This window comes from Kutzneria viridogrisea DSM 43870, from assembly GCF_000525635.1.
Taxonomy (GTDB): domain Bacteria; phylum Actinomycetota; class Actinomycetes; order Mycobacteriales; family Pseudonocardiaceae; genus Kutzneria; species Kutzneria viridogrisea.
In genome coordinates this window covers 8526290-8545761 of record NZ_CP007155.1, presented here as the reverse complement: position 1 = coordinate 8545761, position 19472 = coordinate 8526290, and the positions used below count along the sequence as shown (strand labels likewise).

The following is a 19472-nucleotide window of genomic DNA, read 5'->3' as shown; positions in this document are numbered from 1 at the left end:
CAGTATCTGCGCCAAGCTCGATGTTACCGACGCGTAGCGTGGTGGTGTCGGAGCCCGTGAGCCCTTGTCGACGAGCGCCGGAGGTTTCCCGTGACGCGCGAGTTCCACACCATCGGAGTTGTCGGACTGGGCACCATGGGTGCGGGCATCGCGGAGGTGTGCGCCCGCACCGGGCTCCGCGTGGTGGCCGTGGAGGTCGACCAGGACGGCGTCGCCCGGGGCCGTGGGCACATCGAGCACTCCACGGAACGCGCGCTGCGCGGCGGAAAGATCGACGACGCCGCCCGCGCCGAGCTGCTCGGCAGGATCAGCTACGGCACCAGCCTGTCCGACCTGGCCGACTGCGACCTGGTCGTCGAGGCGGTGCCGGAGCAGCTCGAACTCAAGGCGGAGATCTTCGCCGAACTGGACAAGGTGTGCCGTCCCGAGGTGGTGCTCGCCTCCAACACCTCGTCACTGTCGGTGACTGAGATCGGGGTGCACACCGGGCGTCCCGGCAAGGTCGTCGGACTGCACTTCTTCAACCCCGCGCCGGTGCAGAAGCTGGTCGAGGTGGTCCGCACGGTGGTCACCGAGCCGCCGGTGGTCGAGGACGTCGTCGGCTTCATCTCCCGGCTGGGCAAGACCCCGGTGGTGATCGGCGACCGGGCCGGTTTCATCGCCAACGCCCTGCTGTTCGGCTACCTCAACCACGCGGCCCGCATGTACGAGAGCCGCTACGCCAGCCGCGAGGACCTCGACGCCGCCATGCGCTACGGCTGCGGCTACCCGATGGGACCGCTGCAACTGCTCGACCTGATCGGGCTGGACACGGCCTACGAGATCCTCGACACGATGTACCACCAGTCCCGCAACCGGTTGCACGCCCCGGCGCCGATCCTCAAGCAGATGATCACCGCGGGGCTGTTGGGCCGCAAGAGCGGTCGCGGCTTCTACACCTACGACGGCCCAGACTCCCCGGTCGTGGTGGACGACCTGCACACGCCCGCCGCGGGAGGTGCCGCCGGGGTGGCCCCGCGCGAGGTGCACCGGGTCGGCGTGATCGGCACCGGCACCATGGCCACCGGGATCGTGGAGGTGTTCGCCAAGGCGGGCAACGACGTGGTGCTGCGCGCCCGGTCGCTGGACAAGGCCGAGGCCGCGCTGGGCAAGGTGCGCCGCTCGCTGGACAAGGCCGTGGCCAAGGGCAGGCTCGCCGAGGCCGACCGGGACGCCGCGCTGGCCAGGATCCAGCCCGCCGTCGAGTTCGAGGCGCTGGCCGACTGCGACCTGGTGGTCGAGGCCGTCGCCGAGGAGTTGTCGATCAAGCGCGAGGTGTTCGCCGCGCTGGACGAGGTGTGCAAGCCCGGCGCCGTGCTGGCCACCACCACCTCCTCGCTGCCGGTGATCGAGTGCGCCGCCGCCACCTCCCGTCCCGGTGACGTGCTCGGCCTGCACTTCTTCAACCCGGCCCAGGTCATGAAGCTGGTCGAGATCGTCGACACCATCGCCACCTCGCCCGAGGTCGTGGCGACCGCCCACGCGGTGTGCAAGCGATTGCGCAAGCAGCCCGTGCACTGCGGGGACCGCGCCGGGTTCATCGTCAACGCGCTGCTGTTCCCGTACCTCAACGACGCGGTCAAGATGCTCGAGGCCCACTACGCCGAGGCCGAGGACATCGACACCGCGATGAAGGTCGGCTGCGGGCTGCCGATGGGGCCGTTCGAGCTGCTCGACGTGGTCGGGCTCGACGTGTCCCTGGCCATCCAGCGCACCCTGTACCTGGAGTTCCGCGAGGCCGGGTTCGCGCCCGCGCCCCTGCTGGAGCACCTGGTCACCGCCGGTCGACTCGGCCGCAAGACCGGCAAGGGCTTCCGTGACTACACGGGTTGATCCGCGCTGAAGTGGCGCCACAGCGCTAGTGCGCTAAACTAGCGCTGTGGCGACCATCCAGGTTCGGGACATCCCGGAAGACGCGTACGAGACGCTCCGCAAGCGCGCCCGCGCCGCCGGGCAGTCCATCCAGGCGTACATGCGCGACCAGATCATCGCGCTGGCCTCGCAGCGCACCAAGGAGGAGGTGGTGGCGGCGATCGACATGACCCTGCTGAACGAGGGCACGGCGATCACCATGGACAGCATCGTCACCGACCTGGCGGCTGACCGCAGGTGAACGACCTGGTCGTCGACGCGTCCGTGTACATCTACGCCTCGACCTCGACCGAGCCGCGTGCTCGGCAGTTGCTCGACCGGATCCGGACCGCCACCTGTCACGCCCCGCACCTGTTCGACGCCGAGGTGGGCAACGTACTCAGGCGCAAGGAACTGGCCGGGCAGATCACCGCGAACGTGGCCCTGGTCTCGCTGCGCGCGGTCAAGCACCTGATCTCCGAGCGGTACCCGGCGGTGGGTCCGCTGGCGGAGGCGGCCTGGCGACTGCGCGGGGCGGTCACGTTCTACGACGCGCTCTACGTGGTACTCGCGGCCTCACTCGGCTCCCCGCTGGTCACCGGCGACGCCCGGTTGAGCCGGGCACCCGGACTGCCCTGCCAGGTCGAACTGGTCTAGCCGCAGCAGCCGCCACCGCAGCAACCGCCGCCACCACCACCGGCCGGTGCCGCGGCGCCGGTGCTCACGCCGACCGTGGTCAGCAGCTTCACGGTGTCCTGGTGGCCCTCCGGGCAGTGCGCGGGGTCACCGGCACCGCTCATCGGGCGGTTCACCTCGAAGGTGTCCCCGCACTCGCGGCAGCGGAACTCGTAGATCGGCATGGCCCCATTGTCCGCCATGCACGACCCCCTTGGCGACGCCCCGGGTAGGGTCCGCCATTACCGTGGTCGCCTGTGCCACGCCGCAACAAACCCCGACGTCACGGTCTGCCCTCAGGCAGTGAGGAGCCGCGCTCCCTCGGCCGCGGTCTGGGCTGGGCCCGCGTCGAGTCGGGGCCGGACGGGGACTGGAACGTCCGGGCCGTGCCGGGGGCACAGGACGCCAAGACCTACCGCTGCCCCGGCTGCGACCACGAGATCCGCCCCGGCACGGCACACGTGGTGGCCTGGCCCGCCGACGACCTCGGCGGGATCGAGGACCGCAGGCACTGGCACAACCACTGCTGGTCCAGTCGCGGCCGTCGCGGACCCACCTCGCGCCGCTGGTGACTCGGCTCGCCCTCGATCAGCCCGATCAGGTTGTCGTTGAACACCTCCATCCTTTACCGCGCGGACAAGCGGATTTCCCTTGCCAGGTGGCAGGATCGCCAGCGATGAGCACCGAGATCCGAGCCAAGACCGTGCTGCCCGCCGACCGGCAGCCGATCAGCATGACCACCGCCGACGGCCTGCGGCTGGTCGGGGAGCTGGCGCTGCCCGAGTCGGGTCGGCCACCCAGGGCCACCCTCATCTGCCTGCACCCGCTGCCCACGCACGGCGGCTCCATGGAGTCGCACCTGTACCGCAAGGCCGCGTGGCGTCTACCGGCGTTGGCCGACATCGCCGTGTTGCGCTTCAACACGCGTGGCACCGCGAGTGAGGCCGGGCAGAGCGAGGGCACCTTCGACCAGTGCCGGGGCGAGCGCTTCGACCTGGCCGCCGCCCTGGAGTACGCCGAGTTCCACGACCTGCCCGAGGTGTGGCTGCTCGGCTGGTCCTTCGGCACCGACGTGGCCCTGGTGCACGGCTGCGACCCGCTGGTGCGCGGTGCCGTGCTGATCTCACCTCCCCTCCGCTGGAGCACCGAGCGGCACCTGGCCGCCTGGGCCGAGTCCGGCAAGCCGGTGGTGTGCCTGGTGCCCGAACTGGACGACTACCTGCGTCCCGAGCAGGCGCGCGAGCGGTTCGCCCCGGTGCCGCAGGCGCGCGTGCTGGACTTCCCCGGGGCCAAGCACCTGTTCGTCGGTTACACCGAGCAGGTGCTGGACGCGATCGTGGCCGCGGTCGCACCTGAGGTGGCAACCCCGCTGCCGGACCGCTATGAGGGGACCGTGGTGCTCGCGGCCCGGTAGACCAGGGACTCGCCGCCGTAGGCGCGCGTGGTGCCGGACAGCACGAAGCCGATCTTCTCGGCTACCCGTACCGACTGGTGGTTGTCCTGCCTGGTCACGATGACCACGGGTAACTCGGGCCGCACCCGGCGGGCCCAGGCCGCGCTGGCCCTGGCCAGCTCGGTGGCGTAACCCCGGCCCCACACGGCGGGCCGGAACCGGTAGTAGAGGTTCAGCGCCAGCGCGCCGTCCAGCTCGTGCGGGCGCAGGCCGCCGAAGCCGACCACCTCGCCGCTGACCAGCTCGCGGGCGGTCCAGTAGCCGATGCCGTGCGTTGCCCAGTCGTCCAGCCAGGAATCCAGCAGCTGGGCGGACTCCTCCGGGGTCCTGGCGCCCGAGGGGTTGTGCAGGTTGGTCTCCGGATCGCCGTGCAGCTCGGCGACCGCGGCCAGGTCCTCGGGCACCGGTCGGCTCAACCGGAGCCGTTCGGTGCGTGTCTCGGTCATGCCCCCAAGCTAGGACCTACCCCTGACAAGTGGCTCTGACCTGCGCAGAACCGGCTCCGGGCCGTAGCCGATGTCCTGGGTGGTGTACTCGCGGAAGCCGAGCTTCTCGGCCAGCCGACGCGAGGGCGTGTTGATCGGCGACATGGACACGACCACCGGATACTGCGGCAGCTCGCGCTCGGCCCAGTCCACCACGGCGGAGGCCATCTCGCTGGCGTAGCCCTTGCCCCAGTGGCGCTCGAGGAACCGGTAGGCGAGGTTGAGCACGGCCTCGCCGTCCACCTCGAACAGCCGGACCCCGCCGAGCCCGATCGCCGCACCGGTCTCGGCGAGCTCGACCACGCAGTAGCCGAAGCCGTGCTCCGCCCAGTGCACGACCATGCGGTCCAGCAGCGACCGCACGTGCTCGTGGCCGGGCGGGCCGGTCAGCTCGTAGCGGTAGCCCGCGGGCTCGCACTCGATCTCCAGCAGGGTGGGCAGGTCCTCGGCCACCATCCGGCGCAGCTGGAGCCGTTCGGTGCGCAGTTCGGTCATGCCCGCACGCTAGGAGCCGGTTTCGCCCGCTCGCAACAGACTTTGCGGCAGGGTCGACAGCACCTCGTCCACGGTCTGCTCCGCGGTCAGGCCGCTGGAGTCCAGCCACAGGCCCAGCCTCGGCGTCTCCCTGTGCACCACCGCGTTGAGCGCCGCGATGCTCCACACCTCGTCGTAGGCGCACTTGTCCCGCGCCGACTCACGGCTGGCCATCGACTCCTCGTCGGGCACCAGCACCACCAGGTGCAGCGGGCTGGCCCGCAGCGAGCGCACGAACTCGGTGAGGTGCCTGCCGACGATCACGTCCTCCACGACGGTGGCGAAGCCCGCCTCATGGAAGGAGTCGGCCAGCGCCGCGAGCTGCCGGTACCGCAGTTGCAGCTGGAGGACCGCTTCCGGGGTCGTGTCCCGCGGGGTCATGTCGACCCGTCCGGTGCGGACCATCGTGCGCACCGCGTCGCCCTCGACGAACGCGCCCCGGGGGAACCTGTCGGCCAGCAGCCGACCGACCGTCGTCTTGCCCGCGGCCGAGGCCCCGGTGAGCACGATGAGTGGCGTGCCGCCCTCGCTGGGATGGATCACGGATGACAGTCTCGTGCAATTGCGCCGCCGGTCAAGGCGGTGACTTGTCGGGGTGAGGGGGCAGGATGGGGGACGTGCACCTCACTGAACAAGGTTCGGGAACCCCGCTCGTGCTGCTGCACGCGTACCCGGTGGACTCGCGCATGTGGGACGGCGTGCGCGGGCCGCTGGCGGAACGGGTCAGGCTGATCACCCCGGACCAGCGCGGGCTGGGCCGCAGCCCGCTCGGCCAGGCCCCGCCGGACCTGGACGTGGTGGCCGAGGACCTGCTGCGCGACCTGGATCGCCTTGGTGTGCAACGGTTCGTCCTGGGCGGCTGTTCGATGGGCGGCTACGTGGCGATGGCCGTGCTGCGCCGTGCGGCGGAGAGGGTGACAGGTCTGGTGCTGGCTGACACCAAGGCGGTGGCGGACACCGAGCAGGCGCGTGCCGGGCGGCTCGCCGTCGCGGAGCGGGCCGAGTCGGAGGGCACGGCGGGCTGGCTGGCGGACTCGTTCCTGCCCAACGGGGTCGGTACCACCACGGCCGAGCAGCGCCCGGAGGTGGTGTCGGCGCTGCGCGAGTTGATCGAGTCGCAACCGCCGAGCGGAGTGGCCTGGGCGCAGCGCGCGATGGCCGCCCGGCCCGACTCCACGGAACTGCTCGCCGCCGTGGACGTGCCGGTGCTGGCCGTGGTCGGCGCCGAGGACGCGCTGATGAGCCCCGAGGTTGTGGGCGGGTTGGTGCCCGGAGCCACGTTCGCGGTGCTGCCCGGCTGCGGGCACCTGCCGCCGCTGGAGGACCCGGCGGCGTTCGCCCGGACCGTGCTGGACTGGCTGCCCGGCTAGCGCTGCGCCCGGACGGGACTCGCCGGTGAGTCCCTGACCGGCGTGCGAGGGGCGCGCAGGCAGGCGTGAGGCCTGACCGGTGCGCGGGTAGCTCACAGGTGGGCGTGTGTCGCGCGTCGGCGGGCGGGACGCAGTTGCCGGTGAGCGGGGTTCGCCGACCGGTGCACGGGACTCGTGTCCCGGTGGGCGGGACTCGTGCGTCGGCGGCCGGGACTCGCGTGCTTGCGGTCGGGGTTCGCCGACTGGTGGGCGGGACTCGCCGACCGGTGACCGGGACTCGCGGGTGGGGTCAGCGCTTGGTGGGCCTGCTCGGTGCGGAGGCCAGCGGGTGCTTGCTCTCGGGCGGGGTGGGCCGCTGGATCTTCTTGGTGGCCTCGGGGTCCTTGGCGGCGGCCTGCTCGGGCTTCTTGCCGGGGGTCGCGGGTTGGCGCACCGGCTGCTTGGGCGCGGGCTTGGCCTGCGGCTGGCCCTGGCCCTGAGCTGCTGCCCGCGCCTGGTCCTGCGGCTGTGCGGGGGCCGCCGCCTGGCCTTGGGCCGGAGCTTGAGCCTGCGCCTGGGCCGCCGCCTGGCCCTGGGCCTGCGCCGGAGCCTGGGCCGCCGCCTGGCCCTGGGCCTGCGCTTGCGGCTGGGCCGGGGCCTGGGGCGCGGCGGCCTGCGGGACCTTGACCTCCAGGGTCGGCGCGTCGATGTCGGCGGGCCGCTCCTCGGGCAGCTGGTTGAGCAGCGGCGCGGCCTCGACGATCGCGCTGCGGGCGTTGCGCAGCTGCTCGGCGATCTGGTTGCGCAGCAGCCGCAGCTGCTCGACCCGGGCCGTGGCCTCACCCACCCGGCGGGCCGACTCGGTGGTGGCCTCGGTGACGCGGCGATGCGCCTCGTCGGTGGCCTCCTGCAGGCGGGCAGTGGCTTCCGCGATCGAGTCGTGCCTGCGCCGGTTGGCCTCCTCGGTGGCCTCCCGCACGCGTCGTTCGGCCTCGGCCTTGCTGCTGGCCTCCTGCTCGGCGAGGTTGCGCATGGACTCCGAGCGCCGCGAGGCCATGGCGATCTCGAAGTCCTCCTCCACCTGGGTGCGGCGGGCCAGCGAGTCCGCGTCGGCGGTGGTGCGCGCCTGCTCGGCCTCGCTGTCCAGCTGCTGACGGCGCTGGTCGGCCTCGGTGGTGATGCGCGTGGCCTCGCCCCGCGCCGTGTCGAGCACGCCGCGGTGCTCGGCCTCCATCTCGGCACGGCGCTGGTCGAGTTCGCGCAGCATCTTCTCGTAGCGCTGGCGCAGCGCGGCGCCCTCCTCCTCGGCCTTGGCCCGGATGTGCCCGGCCTCGGCCTCGGCGCGCGCCTTCGTCTCGTTGGCCTCCTCCTGGGCGAGCCGCAGCATGCGCTGCAGCCGCTCGCTCAGGCCCTCCAGCGTGGTCGGCGGCAGCGAGAGCCGGTCGACCTGCCCGCGCAGGTCGTCGATCTCGGTGCGCGCCTTCTCCAGCTGCCTGGCCAGGTCGTTGGCCTGGGACACCGCCGCGTCCCGGTCAGCGGCCAGCAGCTTCAGGTCGGAGTCCAGCCGTTCCAGGTGGTCTTCGACCTGAGCCCGGTCGTAGCCGCGCTTGACGACGTCGAAGCCGGTTCCCAACGGGACGAGGTCGCGGTCACTGCCAAGGGCCATGTCACCACGCTACCGGTACGGGTGACACCCGTCTGCTCATGCCCGCGCTCACACGCCCCGGAAGTGGTTGATCGCGGTGAGGTGCGCGGCGCGCAGTTCCGGGTCGGTGACGCCGAGACCGGGCTCGGGCGCCAGGCACAGCACGCCGACCTTTCCCTGGTGCGCGTTGCGGTGCACGTCGTGCGCGGCCTGCCCGGTCTCCTCCAGGGAGTACACCTTGGACAGTGTGGGGTGGATCTTGCCCTTGGCGATCAGGCGGTTGGCCTCCCACGCCTCGCGGTAGTTCGCGAAGTGCGAGCCGATGATGCGCTTGAGGTTCATCCACAGGTAGCGGTTGTCGTAGCTGTGCATGTAGCCGCTGGTAGAGGCGCAGGTCACGATGGTGCCGCCCTTGCGGGCCACGTAGACGCTGGCGCCGAAGGTCTCCCGGCCGGGGTGCTCGAACACGATGTCCGGGTCCTCGCCGCCGGTCAGCTCGCGGATGCGCGCGCCGAACCGCTTCCATTCGCGCGGGTCCTGCTCGTTGTCGTCCTTCCAGAACTTGTAGCCCTCGGAGGACCGGTTGATGATCAGCTCGGCGCCCATCTTGCGGCAGATGTCCGCCTTCTCGTCGCTGGACACGACGCACACCGGGATCGCCCCGCCGTTGAGCGCGAACTGCGTGGCGTAGGAGCCAAGGCCGCCGGAGGCGCCCCAGATCAGCACCACGTCGCCCTGCTTCATGTTGGCGCCGTTGGTGGACACCAGCTGCCGGTACGCGGTGGAGTTGACCAGGCCGGGGGAGGCGGCCTCCTCCCAGCTCAGGTGCTTGGGCTTGGGCATCAGCTGGTTGGACTTGACCAGCGCGACCTCCGCGAGGCCGCCGAAGTTCGTCTCGAAGCCCCAGATGCGCTGCTCGGGGTCGAGCATCGTGTCGTTGTGCCCGTCGGAGCTCTCCAGCTCCACGCTCAGGCAGTGCGCGACGACCTCGTCGCCGGGCTTCCACGCCTGCACGCCGGGACCGGTGCGCAGCACGACGCCCGCGAGGTCGGAGCCGACCACGTGGTAGGGCAGGTCGTGCCGGGAGGCCAGCGGGGAGGTGCGCCCGTAGCGCTTGAGGAAGCCGAAGGTGGACATCGGCTCGAAGATCGAGGTCCAGACGGTGTTGTAGTTGATGGCGCTGGCCATCACGGCGACCAGGGCCTCACCGGGGCCCAGCTCGGGGGTGGGCACCTCGTCCAGGTGCAGCGACTTGCGGGGATCCTTGTCCCTGGTCGCCACGCCCTCGAAGAGGCCGGCCTCGTCCTCGTGCACCGTGACGCCTCGGTAGGACTCCGGGACGGGCAGTGAGCCGACTGCTTCTCGCTCGCCGGCCAGGATCGCGTCGAGGATCTTCTGCACGGTGTGTCCTCCTATGCCCCTGTGGTCAATGCGCAGGTGGGGGCAGGTTACCGACGAGTAACGATACAGGTCCAGCGATGTGAGCCAGGGCACCCGAGTTTATCGGTGCGGGGGAGCTGCGGCCCGATGTCTAGTGGTTTCCGCTGTTTGACCGGGCGGCCAACCAAGGCGCACCATGGAGGTGTCCCACAAGGGTGTGGTTCGGGAGGTGGTCAGGATGGCCAAGGCTTGGACGCGGTGGCAGGACTGGGCTGAAGTGGTGCTGGGTGTGGTCATCGCGCTGTCGACGCTGGTGGTGTCGACATCTACGGCGGCGGCGTGGACGATGGCTGTGCTGGGCGTGCTGGTCGCCCTGGACGGGTTGTGGTCGCTGGCGGCTCCGGGCATGGTGGCCGGTGAGTGGATCCAGCTGGTGCTCGGTGTGCTGCTGTTCATCGCCCCGTGGGTGATGGGCTACACCGCCATGAACGGCGCCGCGTGGACGTCCTGGGTAGGTGGCGTGCTGACCGTCGTGCTCGGCGCGATCGCCCTGCCCGTGGCGAACCTGGCGCACAAGGGCATGGCCGGATCCCACTGACGAAGTCCTCTGGCCCACGGCCGCGGCCGTGGGCCATCGACCACGCAGCTGGAGGGATCACGGGTGGAAGACGCCTCGGCACGCGAGCGCATTCTCACGGCGGCCGAGGAGCTGTTCGCCGAACACGGGTTCGACGCCACGCCCACTTCGAAGATCGCGGAGAGAGCCCGCGTGCCGAAGGGGCTGGTGCACTACTACTTCCGCCGCAAGCCGGACCTGCTGGTGGCCCTGGTTGACCGGCTGCCCGACGAGCACATCGACCCGAACGAGGTCGTCGTGGCCGGGGACGTGGCCAAGAGCCTGCGGCAGCTGCTCACCGAGCTGGACCGGCGGCAGGACTCCTCACTGCTGCTGAGCAGCCTGCTCTACCGCGAGGCCGACACGCACAACGCCGTGCGCGACGCGCTGCAGGCGCGGTTCCGCCAGCTCGTCGACCTGATCCGGGCGGTGATCGTGGCGGCTCGCGCCCAGGTGTCGCGCCGTGCCGACGTGGACAGCGCGGCCGAGCTGCTCGCGCTCGCCGTCAGCTACCAGCACTCGATGGCGCGGCACACCACCGAGTCGGAGCAGTCCGGTGCCGCCATGGAACGTGAGCTGGCCTTCATCGCGGACGCCCTGGCGCTGGGTGCCGGGGCCGACTGAGCGGGACTCGGCCGCACCTGAGCGGGACTCGCGTGCTGGTGGGCGGGACTCGCGGGCTATTTGACGGCGCCGCTGGTCAGGCCCTGGACGAGGTAGCGCTGCAACAGCAGGAAGCCCGCGACCACGGGCACGCTCACGACGAGCCCGGCCGCCATGACCTGGTTCCAGTAGACCCCGGACTGGGTGGAGTAGGCGGGCAGCCCGATCGCGAGGGTACGGGTCGAGTCGCTGGTCAGCACGGAGGCGAACAGCACCTCGCCCCAGGCCGTCATGAACGCGTAGACGGCGACGGCGACGATGCCGGGCAGCGCGGCGGGCACGACCACGCGGAGCAGGGCGCCGAGCGGGCCGGTGCCGTCGACCAGCGCGGCCTCGTCCAGTTCGCGGGGGATCGACTCGAAGTAGCCGACGAGCATCCACACCGAGAACGGCAGCGAGAACGTCAGGTAGGTGATGACCAACCCGGGCAGGGTGCCGACCAGCACGATGCCGGTGGTCTGCGCGATGTTCACGTAGATCAGGAACAGCGGCAGCAGGAACAGGATGCCGGGGAACATCTGCGTGGACAGGATCGCCAGCGAGAACAGCCGCCTGCCCCGGAACCGGTACCGGCTGATGGCGTAGGCGGCGGACACGGCCACGAGCAGGGACAGCAGGGTGGCGCCCAGCGCCACGACGAGGCTGTTCACGAAGTACCGGCCGAGCGGGATCGTGCTCCAGATGTCCACGAACGGGCTCAGCGTCCACTCGGTGGGCAGCCAGCGGAACTGCGCCTGTACGTCCCGCAGCGGCTTGAGGGCCGAGGTGATCATGACCCACAGGGGCACCAGCACGATCAGCGCGAACACCGCCAGTCCGGCCCGGCGGACCCAGCGGAACCAGTGCGGTTCACCGAACACGGCGGCTCCTCAGGTACAGACCGGTGGCCAGGGACAGGAAGACCAGCAGCAGCACCGACATCGCCGAGCCCAGTCCGAAGTTCCAGGTGAGGAACGAGTTCTGGTAGATGTGCACGGACAGCAGGTCCGCCTCGGCGGGCGCCCCCGCGCCGAACAGCACGTACGGGGTGTTGAAGTCGTTGAAGGTCCACAGGAACAGCACGACGAGCAGCACCTGGTTGACCGGGCGCAGCAGTGGCAGCATCACGCGGCGCACCTGCTGGCGCATCGTGGCGCCGTCCAGGGCCGCGGCCTCGTACAGGTCGTGCGGGATTGCCTGCATGCCAGAGGTCAGCACCAGGAAGGCGAACGGCCAGGTGCGCCACAGCGCGACGACCAGCACCGCGAGGAAGCTGTTGCCGCCCAGCAACCAGAACGGCTTGTCCCCGGCGCCCACCAGGTGCAGGTCGGCGAGCACCCCGTTGACCAGGCCGGTGTCCCGCTGGAACAGGAAGCTCCAGGTGATCACGGCGGCGTACGCGGGCAGGGCGTAGGGCACGAGGAACAGGGTGCGCAGCAGGCCGCGGCCACGGCGCTGGCCCTGGACCAGGAAGGCGGCGGTGAACCCGAGCAGCCAGGACCCGGCGACCACCAGCACCGTGAACGCCAGGGTGATGGCGAAGGAGTGCAGCAGCGCGCCGCCGACCGCGCCGTTGAAGTCCAGCGCCACGGTGTAGTTCGACAGCCCGGCGAAGGGCGCCGCCGACCAGTTGCGCAGGAAGAACTGGGTCAGCTTGAGCAGGCTCATGCCCACGCCGACCAGCATCGGCAGCACGTGCACGAGCAGTTCCAGCAGCAGCGCGGGCAGCAGGAACAGGTAGGGCAGCGCCTTGCCGCTGACCCTGCCGCGTTCAGCCACCGGTTGCCATCTTCTGCTGCGCTGCCGACAGTGCGGCCTTGATCTCCGCGTCGCCCACCGGCTTGCCCCCGGCGATCTGCGCGAACAGGTCCTTGATCGCCCCGCCCACGGTGGTCTCGAACTGGCTCTCCTGCGCGATCTGCGGCAGCGGGGCCGCGCTGCCGGCCAGCACCTGCTGGAAGCTCTTGATCGCCGGGGTCTGGAAGACCGGGTCCTGGTAGGCGTCCTGCACCACGGGCAGCGTGCCGAAGGACTTGTTCAGCTTGCGCTGCTCCTCGGCGGAGGTGAGGAACTTGACGAACCTCATCGCCCCGTCCTTGTTGCCGCTGTTGGCGAACACGGCCAGGTTGATGCCCGCGACCAGGCTGTTGATGTGCTTGCCGCCCGCCGGGGTCGGCTGGGGGAACGGCATCGGCGCGATCCCGTAGTCCTCGGGGCGCATGCCGTTGGCCTTGAGCACGGTCTCGGCATTGCCCTGCCACAGCACCATGCCCGCCTTGCCCGTGGCCAGGTCGTGCAGGGCCTGCGTGCCGTTGCCGTACTCGGCGTTGCTGGGGTTGACCACCTTGTCGGTGCCCATGAACTCCAGGTACTGGCGGACCGCCGCCACCTGCTGCGGGGTGTCGAACTGCGGCTTGCCCGAGGCGTCGAACAGGTCCGAGCCGTACTGCTGGCCGAGGATGAACGCGTGGTGGGCGTTCTCGGTGATGCTCGAGCCCTCCACCGCCAGGCCCCACTGGTCCCCGTGGGTCAGGCGTTTGGCGTCGGCGGTGAACTCCTCCCAGGTGGTCGGTGGCTGTCCGATTCCGGCTTCCCGGAACAGTTTCTTGTTGTAGAACAGCCCGTACGCCAGGCCGTACAGCGGTACCGAGGTGCGGGTCTGCCCGGCCGCCCCGGTGGCCGCGAGACTGCCCGCCAGGAATCGCTGTGCCCCGCCGAGCCCGTTCAGCGCGGAGTCGTCGAACGGGGCGAACGCGCCGGTGGCCTGCAACGAGGCCGCCCAGGTGTTGCCGATGTTGATCACATCGGGACCCTGGCCCGAGGTGGCCGCGGCCAGGATCCGGTTCAGCAGGTCGGGCCAGGGCACGACCTCCAGCTTCACGGTGATCCCGGTCTGCTTGGCGAACTCGTCCAGTTCGGGTTGCAGCACCTGCCTGTCGTTGTCCAGGCTGGAACCCTGATTGCTGGCCCAGTAGGTCAGCGTGGTCGGTGAGCTGCCGTTGCCCGACTGCCCCGTGCATCCCGCGCTCAGCAGCAACGCGGCGGCCAGGGCCACTCCCAATTTGTTCATCAGCGCGTACCAATCCGTTCCGGGATCTGGTGCCCGCGCAAGATATAGGCAGCTCGGTGCGGTTGCCTAGAGGCATACCCTGATTCGAGCAAAACCGGTTTTGTTCGTTGCCCGCGAATTGGGGGACCGTGGTGAGGCGGCCGACGATCCACGACATCGCGCGCCGCGCCGGGGTGGCCAAGAGCACCGTCTCGTTCGCGCTCAACGGCCAGCCGGGCGTGTCCGAGTCGACCAGGCGGCGCATCCTCGGCGTGGCCGACGAGCTGGGCTGGCGGCCCAGTAGCGTGGCCCGCTCGCTGTCCTCGGCGCAGGCGGGCGCGGTCGGGCTGGTGCTGGCCTGCGAGACCGCCGACCCCGCGCTGATGCGGCTGGTCGCGGGCTTCGAGTCGGTGTTCGGGCCGCGCGAGGTCGGGCTGCTGCTGCAGTTCGCGCCCCGCACCGAACTGGCCGTCTACCACAGCTGGTGGCACCAGCGGCGGGTGGACGGGGTGCTCGTGGTCGATGTGCGGGTGAGTGACCCACGAATCGCGCTGCTGGGGGAACTCGGGCTGCCCGCGGTGACCCTGGGCCGCTCGGCGCTGCCCTCGGTCAGCCTGGACGCCGAGACGGCCATGCGCACGGCGGTGGGACACCTCGCCAGGTTGGGGCACCGCAGGATCGCTCGCATCGGGAGATCACCCGAACTGGTGCACACCGCAGAGCACACCGCGGCCTTCCTGGACGCCGCGCGCGCCATGGCCATGGAGTCGGCGGTGTGCGTCACCGCCGAGCCCGACGCCGCCGAGGCGGTCCGCCGGCTGCTGGCCGCCCGCCCGCGGCCCACCGCCCTGGTGTGCGACACCGACGTGATGGCGCTGGGCGCGCTCGGTGTGGCGGCACAGCTGGGCATCCGCGTGCCCGGCGAGCTGTCCGTGCTCGCCGGTGAGGACTCCCCGCTGTGCCTGCTGCCGCACCCCGCGCTGACCGCCGTACGGGTCGACCTGCACAGCTACGGGGCGGCCGCCGCCGAGACCCTGCGCTGCCTGCTGGCCGGTGACCGGCCGCAGGACCGCACCTTCGGCCCGCCCTGCCTGGTGGAACGCGGCAGCACTGGCCCCCCGGTGTCATGAAAGTGCCGTATGCGACATCAGATGTCGCATACGGCACTTTCATGACGTGCTGAAGGAGAGTGCCAGCTCGGTGGGGTGCACGGTCCAGGTCTGGCTGGCGTACATCGCCAGCAGACCACTCGCCCGGATGATCTCCTCGGTGGCCTCCCCGTCCAGCCACAGCTCCTCCGGCTCGGGCCCGGGCGGGATCTGCTCGCTCCAGATCGGGGCGCCGACCGGGACCGGCGCGGCGCAGACCAGCGACTTGCCCGCCGCGACCTTGATCACCACCGAGGGGCGGCCCCACATCTGCACCCCGCCGGGCACCAGCGCGACCGACTCGCCGCGACGGGTGGCCGCCAGCGCCACGCCGCCCAGCCAGCGGAACGCCGCCAGCACCGCCTCGGGCGTCGCCGCCTGTTTGGCCTCCTCCGGCTTGGCCGGTGCGACTTCGAGCATCTTCGCCTCGATGCCGCCGCTCTCGCCGCGGAACCGGCCGGGCAGGAAGACCGTGTTGCTGCCCCACTCGTACATGACCGTCTCGCGCACCCAGCCGCCGTTCAGGTCGGCGCGGCCCACCTCGCCCGCGCCGAACAGGGCCAGTGCCGCCTCGGGATCGACCAGACGCAGGTAGCCCACGTCCTGGTTGCTCAGCCAGATCGGCAGGTAGCCGCCGATCGGCAGGCCGGTCACCAGCGAGTGCATGCGTGAGCCCTCGCCGGGCAGCTGCGGCACACCTGGTTGCGGCGCAACGGGTTGCTGCGGCACGGGCGGTGCCGCGTCGGGTTGCGGAACCGGGTCGGGCTGCGGGACCGCTTGTGCCGCAGCGGGTTGCGTGCCGAGTGGCGCGGGAGCGGGCGAACCGGGCAGCGGTCCGGCGGCGGGCGGCTGGGCGGTGGGCGCGCCGGGTTGTGCGGCAGCGGGATGCGTACCGAACGGCGGTGCACCGAGCGGCGGCCCAGGCGGCACGCCGGGGGCTGCCGCAGCGGTGGGTGCACCGGGTTGCGGAACCGGCGTGGCAGCATGTGCTCCACCAGCGGGCGGCACAACAGCTTGCGGCCCAGCAGTGGGCGGCTGGGCAGCGGGCGAACCGGGTTGCGGAACCGGCACAGCAGCTTGCGCCCCACCAGCGGGCGCGTGTGGCGGCGCCGAACCCGGTACCGAACCCGGCGCCGGGCCGACGGGGCCCGGTCCGGGGAATGGCGGCAGGGCGGCGAAGCGCGGGTCCACCTGGGCGGTGCGCACCACGTGGTGTACCCAGGCGCGCGCCCGGCTCAGCGGGTGCTGTGGGAAGCGCGGGTCCCAGTGCATGTCGTCGCCCGAGTGGTACGGCAGCTTGCTGATCACGTTCGGGGCGTACGGGTGGGCGCGGAACCAGTTCTGCGGACCGAGTTCGGCCATCAGCACGGCCTCGCGCACCCCGGTGGTGCCGGTCTCCTCGCACTGGATGCGCAACACGGCGCTGCACGTCGCCTTCGGCACGGTGAACGCGGCGATGAACACCTGGCCGTGCTGCTGCCCGGGGCGCGGGATCTTGACGATTTGCAGCAGCGCGGGAACGCCCTGCAACTGCACCACGTGCGCCTCGATCAGGCAGCCGGACTCGGCGGTGAAGCCGGTCAGGTCCTGGCGCAGCCCCGGCAGGTCCGACAGCGATCTGGGCAGGTCCGGCACGAGGTCGAAGTAGTTCAGGCTGACCTGGTCGCCGGTGCCCGGGTGCAGCCAGTGCGTCTGGTCGTGCTGGCGGAATCCGGTGGTGTCGAAGGACAGTGGCACCGGGCCGAGGCTACCGGCGCGGCTCAGTGAGCGGGTGCCGGTTGCACCAGTTCGATCAGCACGCCACCGGCGTCCTTGGGGTGCACGAAGTTGACCAGGCTGCCCGCGGTGCCCCGGCGCGGCTGCTCGTAGAGCACGCGCAGGCCGAGGGCCCTGAGTGCCTCGCCCGCCGCCGTCACGTCGGTCACCCGGAAGGCGAGCTGCTGCATGCCGGGACCGTTGCGGTCCAGGAACTTGGCCACCGTGGAGTCCGGTCGCGAGGGCGCCAGCAGCTGGATCTGCGCCCCGCCGATGTCCCCGGGCGCGCGCATCATCGCCTCCCGGACGCCCTGCTCGTCGTTGACCTCCTCGTGGGTCAACTCCAGGCCGAACGCCTCGCGGTGGAACTCGATGGCCGCGTCCATGTCGGGCACCGCGAGGCCCACGTGGTCGATTGCCGTGACGAAGCCCCTGAGCTGCTCACGCACGTTCATGAACGCCGAGGGTAAGGGGCTGGAGGTAGCCTTGGCCTAGCAGACCAGCCTGTGAGTAGGGGCACACCGTACGCAACCCCTACTGGCCGGTATGGTCCGAAAGGCCACCTGCCCGCACCGTCGCTGGAGGATGTCGTGTCCGGTTCCGTGATCGTCGCTGGGGCTCGCACCCCGATGGGACGACTGCTCGGCTCGCTCAAGGACTTCTCCGGGGCCCAGCTCGGCGGGGTAGCCATCAAGGGCGCCCTGGAGCGCGCTGGGGTGAGCCCGGAGCAGGTCCAGTACGTGATCATGGGTCAGGTGCTCACCGCGGGCGCCGGCCAGATCCCCGCCCGCCAGGCCGCCGCGGCCGCGGGCATCCCGATGGACGTGCCCGCGCTGACCATCAACAAGGTCTGCCTCTCCGGTGTCGACGCGATCGCACTGGCCGACCAGCTGATCCGCGCCGGTGAGTTCGACATCGTGGTCGCGGGCGGCCAGGAGTCCATGACCCAGGCCCCGCACCTGCTGCCCAAGTCCCGTTCCGGCTTCAAGTACGGCGACGTGCAGTTGCAGGACCACATGGCCTACGACGGCCTGTTCTGCGCCTTCGACCAGGTCGCGATGGGCGTGTCCACGGAGAAGTACAACTCCCGCTACGGCCTGACCCGCGAGGAGCAGGACGCCTTCTCCGCGCGCTCGCACCAGCGCGCCGCCGCGGCCATCGAGTCCGGGCTGTTCGCGGACGAGATCGTTCCGGTGGCCATCCCGCAGCGCAAGGGCGACCCGGTGCTGTTCAGCACCGACGAGGGCGTGCGCGGGGACACCACCGCGGAGAGCCTGGCCAAGCTGCGCCCGGCCTTCTCCGCCGACGGCACCATCACCGCGGGCTCGGCCTCGCAGATCTCCGACGGCGCCGCCGCGGTGGTCGTGATGAGCAAGGCCAAGGCCGAGGAGCTGGGCCTGAGCTGGCTGGCCGAGATCGGCGCGCACGGCGTGGTGGCCGGTCCGGACGCCAGCCTGCACGAGCAGCCCTCCAACGCGATCATCAAGGCCTGCGCCAAGGAGGGCATCGAGCCCGCCGAGCTCGACCTGGTCGAGATCAACGAGGCGTTCGCCGCGGTGGGCGTGGTGTCCGCGCGCAAGCTGGGCATCAGCGAGGACAAGGTCAACGTCAACGGCGGGGCCATCGCGCTGGGGCACCCGATCGGCATGTCCGGCGCGCGCATCGCGCTGCACCTGGCGCTGGAGCTCAAGCGCCGCGGCGGTGGCGTCGGTGCCGCCGCGCTGTGCGGTGGCGGCGGCCAGGGTGACGCCCTGATCGTGCGGGTCCCCAAGAGCTAGTGCCCGCCCGCTCCGCCGACGTCGCCGACCTGGTCGCCCGTGCGCGTGCGGGGCAACCCAGGGCGGTCGCCCGACTGATCTCACTGGTGGAGGACGCCAGCCCGCAGCTGCGTGAAGTCGCTGCGGCGCTGGCGCCCTTCACCGGCAACGCCCAGGTGATCGGCCTCACTGGCTCGCCGGGGGTGGGCAAGTCGACCACCACCTCCGCGCTCATCTCGGCCCTGCGCGGGCAGGGCAGGCGGGTCGGGGTGCTGGCCGTGGACCCGACCTCGCCGTTCTCCGGCGGCGCGCTGCTCGGTGACCGGGTGCGCATGCAGGAGCACGCCACCGACCCCGGGGTGTTCATCCGCTCCATGGCCACCCGCGGGCACCTCGGCGGCCTGTCCTGGTCCACCCCGCAGGCCCTGCGGGTGCTGGACGCCGCGGGCTGCGAGGTCGTGCTCATCGAGACCGTCGGGGTTGGACAGTCCGAAGTGGAGGTCGTGTCCCTGGCCGACACCACCGTGGTGCTGCTCGCCCCCGGCATGGGGGACGGCATCCAGGCGGCCAAGGCGGGCATCCTGGAGATCGCCGACGCCTTCGTGGTGAACAAGGCCGACCGGGACGGGGCCGAGCAGACCATTCGCGACCTCAAGCACATGATCTCGCTGGGTCGCCGGGAGATCCGCGGTGCGCGCTGGCGCCCGCCGATCGTGCGCGCCGTGGCCGCCCGAGGTGAGGGCATCGAGGAGATCGTCACCGCCGTGGACGAGCACCGGCAGTGGATGCTCGCGCACGGCGAGCTGGAGCGGCGCCGCGCCCGGCGGGCCGCCGCCGAGATCGAGGCGATCGCGCTGCAACAGGTCCGTGCCCGCATCGGCGACCTGCGCGGCGGCACCGCGCTGGACACGCTCGCCAAGCGGGTGCTCGTCGGTGAGTTGGATCCCTACCAAGCAGCCGACCAGCTCGTTGCGGGTTTGCACGAAAGCCCCTGAACGATTAGTGGAATTGCGCGGAAACTCGTGCACACCACCTGGAACTGCCTTGACACCCCCAATCGGTCCATGCGGTCATCTTGGTAGTACCGGACTTTG

At 71.2% G+C, this 19472-nt stretch carries 22 protein-coding genes; 11 read left to right on the top strand and 11 right to left on the bottom strand.

Going from position 1 to position 19472, the window contains the following annotated elements:
* Window positions 1-90: 90 nt before the first annotated feature.
* Genes KALB_RS37180 through KALB_RS37170 form a run of 3 tightly spaced genes read left to right on the top strand, consistent with a single transcriptional unit; the run spans window position 91 to window position 2547 of the window.
* Window positions 91-1872 (top strand): 3-hydroxyacyl-CoA dehydrogenase family protein, encoded by a 1782-nt coding sequence (locus tag KALB_RS37180; RefSeq protein WP_025360755.1) that lies wholly within the window; start codon window positions 91-93, stop codon window positions 1870-1872.
* A gap of 46 nt (window positions 1873-1918) precedes the next feature.
* Window positions 1919-2152 carry a FitA-like ribbon-helix-helix domain-containing protein gene (locus tag KALB_RS37175; protein WP_025360754.1) on the top strand — a complete coding sequence of 78 codons (234 nt, stop codon included), beginning with the start codon at window positions 1919-1921 and terminating at the stop codon, window positions 2150-2152.
* On the top strand, window positions 2149-2547 hold the full coding sequence (locus KALB_RS37170; protein WP_025360753.1) for a type II toxin-antitoxin system VapC family toxin: 399 nt from the start codon (window positions 2149-2151) through the stop codon (window positions 2545-2547). Before KALB_RS37175 ends, KALB_RS37170 begins: the two co-directional genes overlap by 4 nt.
* Here KALB_RS37170 and KALB_RS37165 read toward each other — a convergent pair.
* Window positions 2544-2750: an FmdB family zinc ribbon protein gene (locus tag KALB_RS37165; RefSeq protein ID WP_025360752.1), complete on the bottom strand. Its 207-nt coding sequence runs from the start codon at window positions 2748-2750 to the stop codon at window positions 2544-2546. The genes KALB_RS37170 and KALB_RS37165 overlap by 4 nt on opposite strands.
* 72 nt (window positions 2751-2822) lie before the next feature.
* On the opposite strand from KALB_RS37165, the gene KALB_RS46035 reads away from it, so the two are divergent.
* Entirely contained in the window at window positions 2823-3137 is a 315-nt protein-coding gene (locus tag KALB_RS46035) for an Rv1322 family protein (RefSeq protein ID WP_081789705.1), read from the top strand.
* Between the two features lie 104 nt (window positions 3138-3241).
* A complete protein-coding gene (locus tag KALB_RS37155; RefSeq protein ID WP_025360750.1) occupies window positions 3242-3979 on the top strand; it encodes an alpha/beta hydrolase in 738 nt (245 codons plus the stop codon).
* On the opposite strand, the gene KALB_RS37150 is transcribed toward KALB_RS37155, so the two are convergent.
* The 3 genes from KALB_RS37150 to KALB_RS37140 are packed head-to-tail and all read right to left on the bottom strand — an operon-like array spanning window position 3946 to window position 5580.
* On the bottom strand, window positions 3946-4464 hold the full coding sequence (locus tag KALB_RS37150; RefSeq protein WP_025360749.1) for a GNAT family N-acetyltransferase: 519 nt from the start codon (window positions 4462-4464) through the stop codon (window positions 3946-3948). The two genes, KALB_RS37155 and KALB_RS37150, sit on opposite strands and share 34 nt — an antisense overlap.
* Window positions 4465-4473: 9 nt before the next feature.
* Window positions 4474-4998, bottom strand: a complete 525-nt coding sequence (locus tag KALB_RS37145) for a GNAT family N-acetyltransferase (RefSeq protein ID WP_025360748.1) — start codon at window positions 4996-4998, stop codon at window positions 4474-4476.
* A gap of 9 nt (window positions 4999-5007) precedes the next feature.
* Window positions 5008-5580: an AAA family ATPase gene (locus tag KALB_RS37140; RefSeq protein ID WP_025360747.1), complete on the bottom strand. Its 573-nt coding sequence runs from the start codon at window positions 5578-5580 to the stop codon at window positions 5008-5010.
* 65 nt (window positions 5581-5645) lie between these two features.
* On the opposite strand from KALB_RS37140, the gene KALB_RS37135 reads away from it, so the two are divergent.
* Window positions 5646-6407, top strand: coding sequence for an alpha/beta fold hydrolase (locus tag KALB_RS37135; protein WP_201771861.1), 762 nt, complete (start codon window positions 5646-5648; stop codon window positions 6405-6407).
* Window positions 6408-6696: 289 nt separating this feature from the next.
* Here the strand turns inward: KALB_RS37135 and KALB_RS37130 are convergent, their stop codons facing one another.
* Together KALB_RS37130 and ccrA are read right to left on the bottom strand one after the other, a co-directional pair.
* Window positions 6697-8052 carry a coiled-coil domain-containing protein gene (locus KALB_RS37130; RefSeq protein ID WP_025360745.1) on the bottom strand — a complete coding sequence of 452 codons (1356 nt, stop codon included), beginning with the start codon at window positions 8050-8052 and terminating at the stop codon, window positions 6697-6699.
* Between the two features lie 48 nt (window positions 8053-8100).
* Window positions 8101-9432, bottom strand: a complete 1332-nt coding sequence (ccrA, locus tag KALB_RS37125) for a crotonyl-CoA carboxylase/reductase (RefSeq protein ID WP_025360744.1) — start codon at window positions 9430-9432, stop codon at window positions 8101-8103.
* Between the two features lie 217 nt (window positions 9433-9649).
* Here ccrA and KALB_RS37120 point away from each other — a divergent pair, with 217 nt between their 5' ends.
* Entirely contained in the window at window positions 9650-10009 is a 360-nt protein-coding gene (locus KALB_RS37120; protein ID WP_025360743.1) for an SPW repeat protein, read from the top strand.
* Window positions 10010-10072: 63 nt separating this feature from the next.
* Entirely contained in the window at window positions 10073-10651 is a 579-nt protein-coding gene (locus KALB_RS37115) for a TetR/AcrR family transcriptional regulator (protein WP_025360742.1), read from the top strand.
* A gap of 56 nt (window positions 10652-10707) precedes the next feature.
* Here the strand turns inward: KALB_RS37115 and KALB_RS37110 are convergent, their stop codons facing one another.
* Genes KALB_RS37110 through KALB_RS37100 form a run of 3 tightly spaced genes read right to left on the bottom strand, consistent with a single transcriptional unit; the run spans window position 10708 to window position 13739 of the window.
* Window positions 10708-11550, bottom strand: coding sequence for a carbohydrate ABC transporter permease (locus KALB_RS37110; protein ID WP_025360741.1), 843 nt, complete (start codon window positions 11548-11550; stop codon window positions 10708-10710).
* Complete coding sequence (locus tag KALB_RS37105; protein ID WP_042221198.1) at window positions 11540-12448, bottom strand: carbohydrate ABC transporter permease; 909 nt, start codon at window positions 12446-12448, stop codon at window positions 11540-11542. The genes KALB_RS37110 and KALB_RS37105 overlap by 11 nt, the downstream gene beginning before the upstream one ends.
* On the bottom strand, window positions 12441-13739 hold the full coding sequence (locus KALB_RS37100) for an extracellular solute-binding protein (protein ID WP_025360740.1): 1299 nt from the start codon (window positions 13737-13739) through the stop codon (window positions 12441-12443). Before KALB_RS37100 ends, KALB_RS37105 begins: the two co-directional genes overlap by 8 nt.
* Window positions 13740-13870: 131 nt before the next feature.
* Here KALB_RS37100 and KALB_RS37095 point away from each other — a divergent pair, with 131 nt between their 5' ends.
* The gene (locus KALB_RS37095; protein WP_025360739.1) at window positions 13871-14848 is read left to right on the top strand and encodes a LacI family DNA-binding transcriptional regulator; all 978 of its coding nucleotides are present in this window, start codon (window positions 13871-13873) and stop codon (window positions 14846-14848) included.
* 39 nt (window positions 14849-14887) lie between these two features.
* On the opposite strand, the gene KALB_RS48925 is transcribed toward KALB_RS37095, so the two are convergent.
* Both KALB_RS48925 and mce read right to left on the bottom strand, forming a co-directional pair.
* A complete protein-coding gene (locus KALB_RS48925; RefSeq protein WP_025360738.1) occupies window positions 14888-16603 on the bottom strand; it encodes a hypothetical protein in 1716 nt (571 codons plus the stop codon).
* Window positions 16604-16626: 23 nt separating this feature from the next.
* Window positions 16627-17076 carry a methylmalonyl-CoA epimerase gene (gene mce / locus KALB_RS37085; protein WP_030109497.1) on the bottom strand — a complete coding sequence of 150 codons (450 nt, stop codon included), beginning with the start codon at window positions 17074-17076 and terminating at the stop codon, window positions 16627-16629.
* Between the two features lie 135 nt (window positions 17077-17211).
* Here mce and KALB_RS37080 point away from each other — a divergent pair, with 135 nt between their 5' ends.
* Window positions 17212-18399 carry an acetyl-CoA C-acetyltransferase gene (locus tag KALB_RS37080; RefSeq protein WP_025360736.1) on the top strand — a complete coding sequence of 396 codons (1188 nt, stop codon included), beginning with the start codon at window positions 17212-17214 and terminating at the stop codon, window positions 18397-18399.
* Window positions 18399-19373, top strand: coding sequence for a methylmalonyl Co-A mutase-associated GTPase MeaB (meaB, locus tag KALB_RS37075; RefSeq protein WP_025360735.1), 975 nt, complete (start codon window positions 18399-18401; stop codon window positions 19371-19373). The genes KALB_RS37080 and meaB overlap by 1 nt, the downstream gene beginning before the upstream one ends.
* Window positions 19374-19472: the final 99 nt, after the last annotated feature.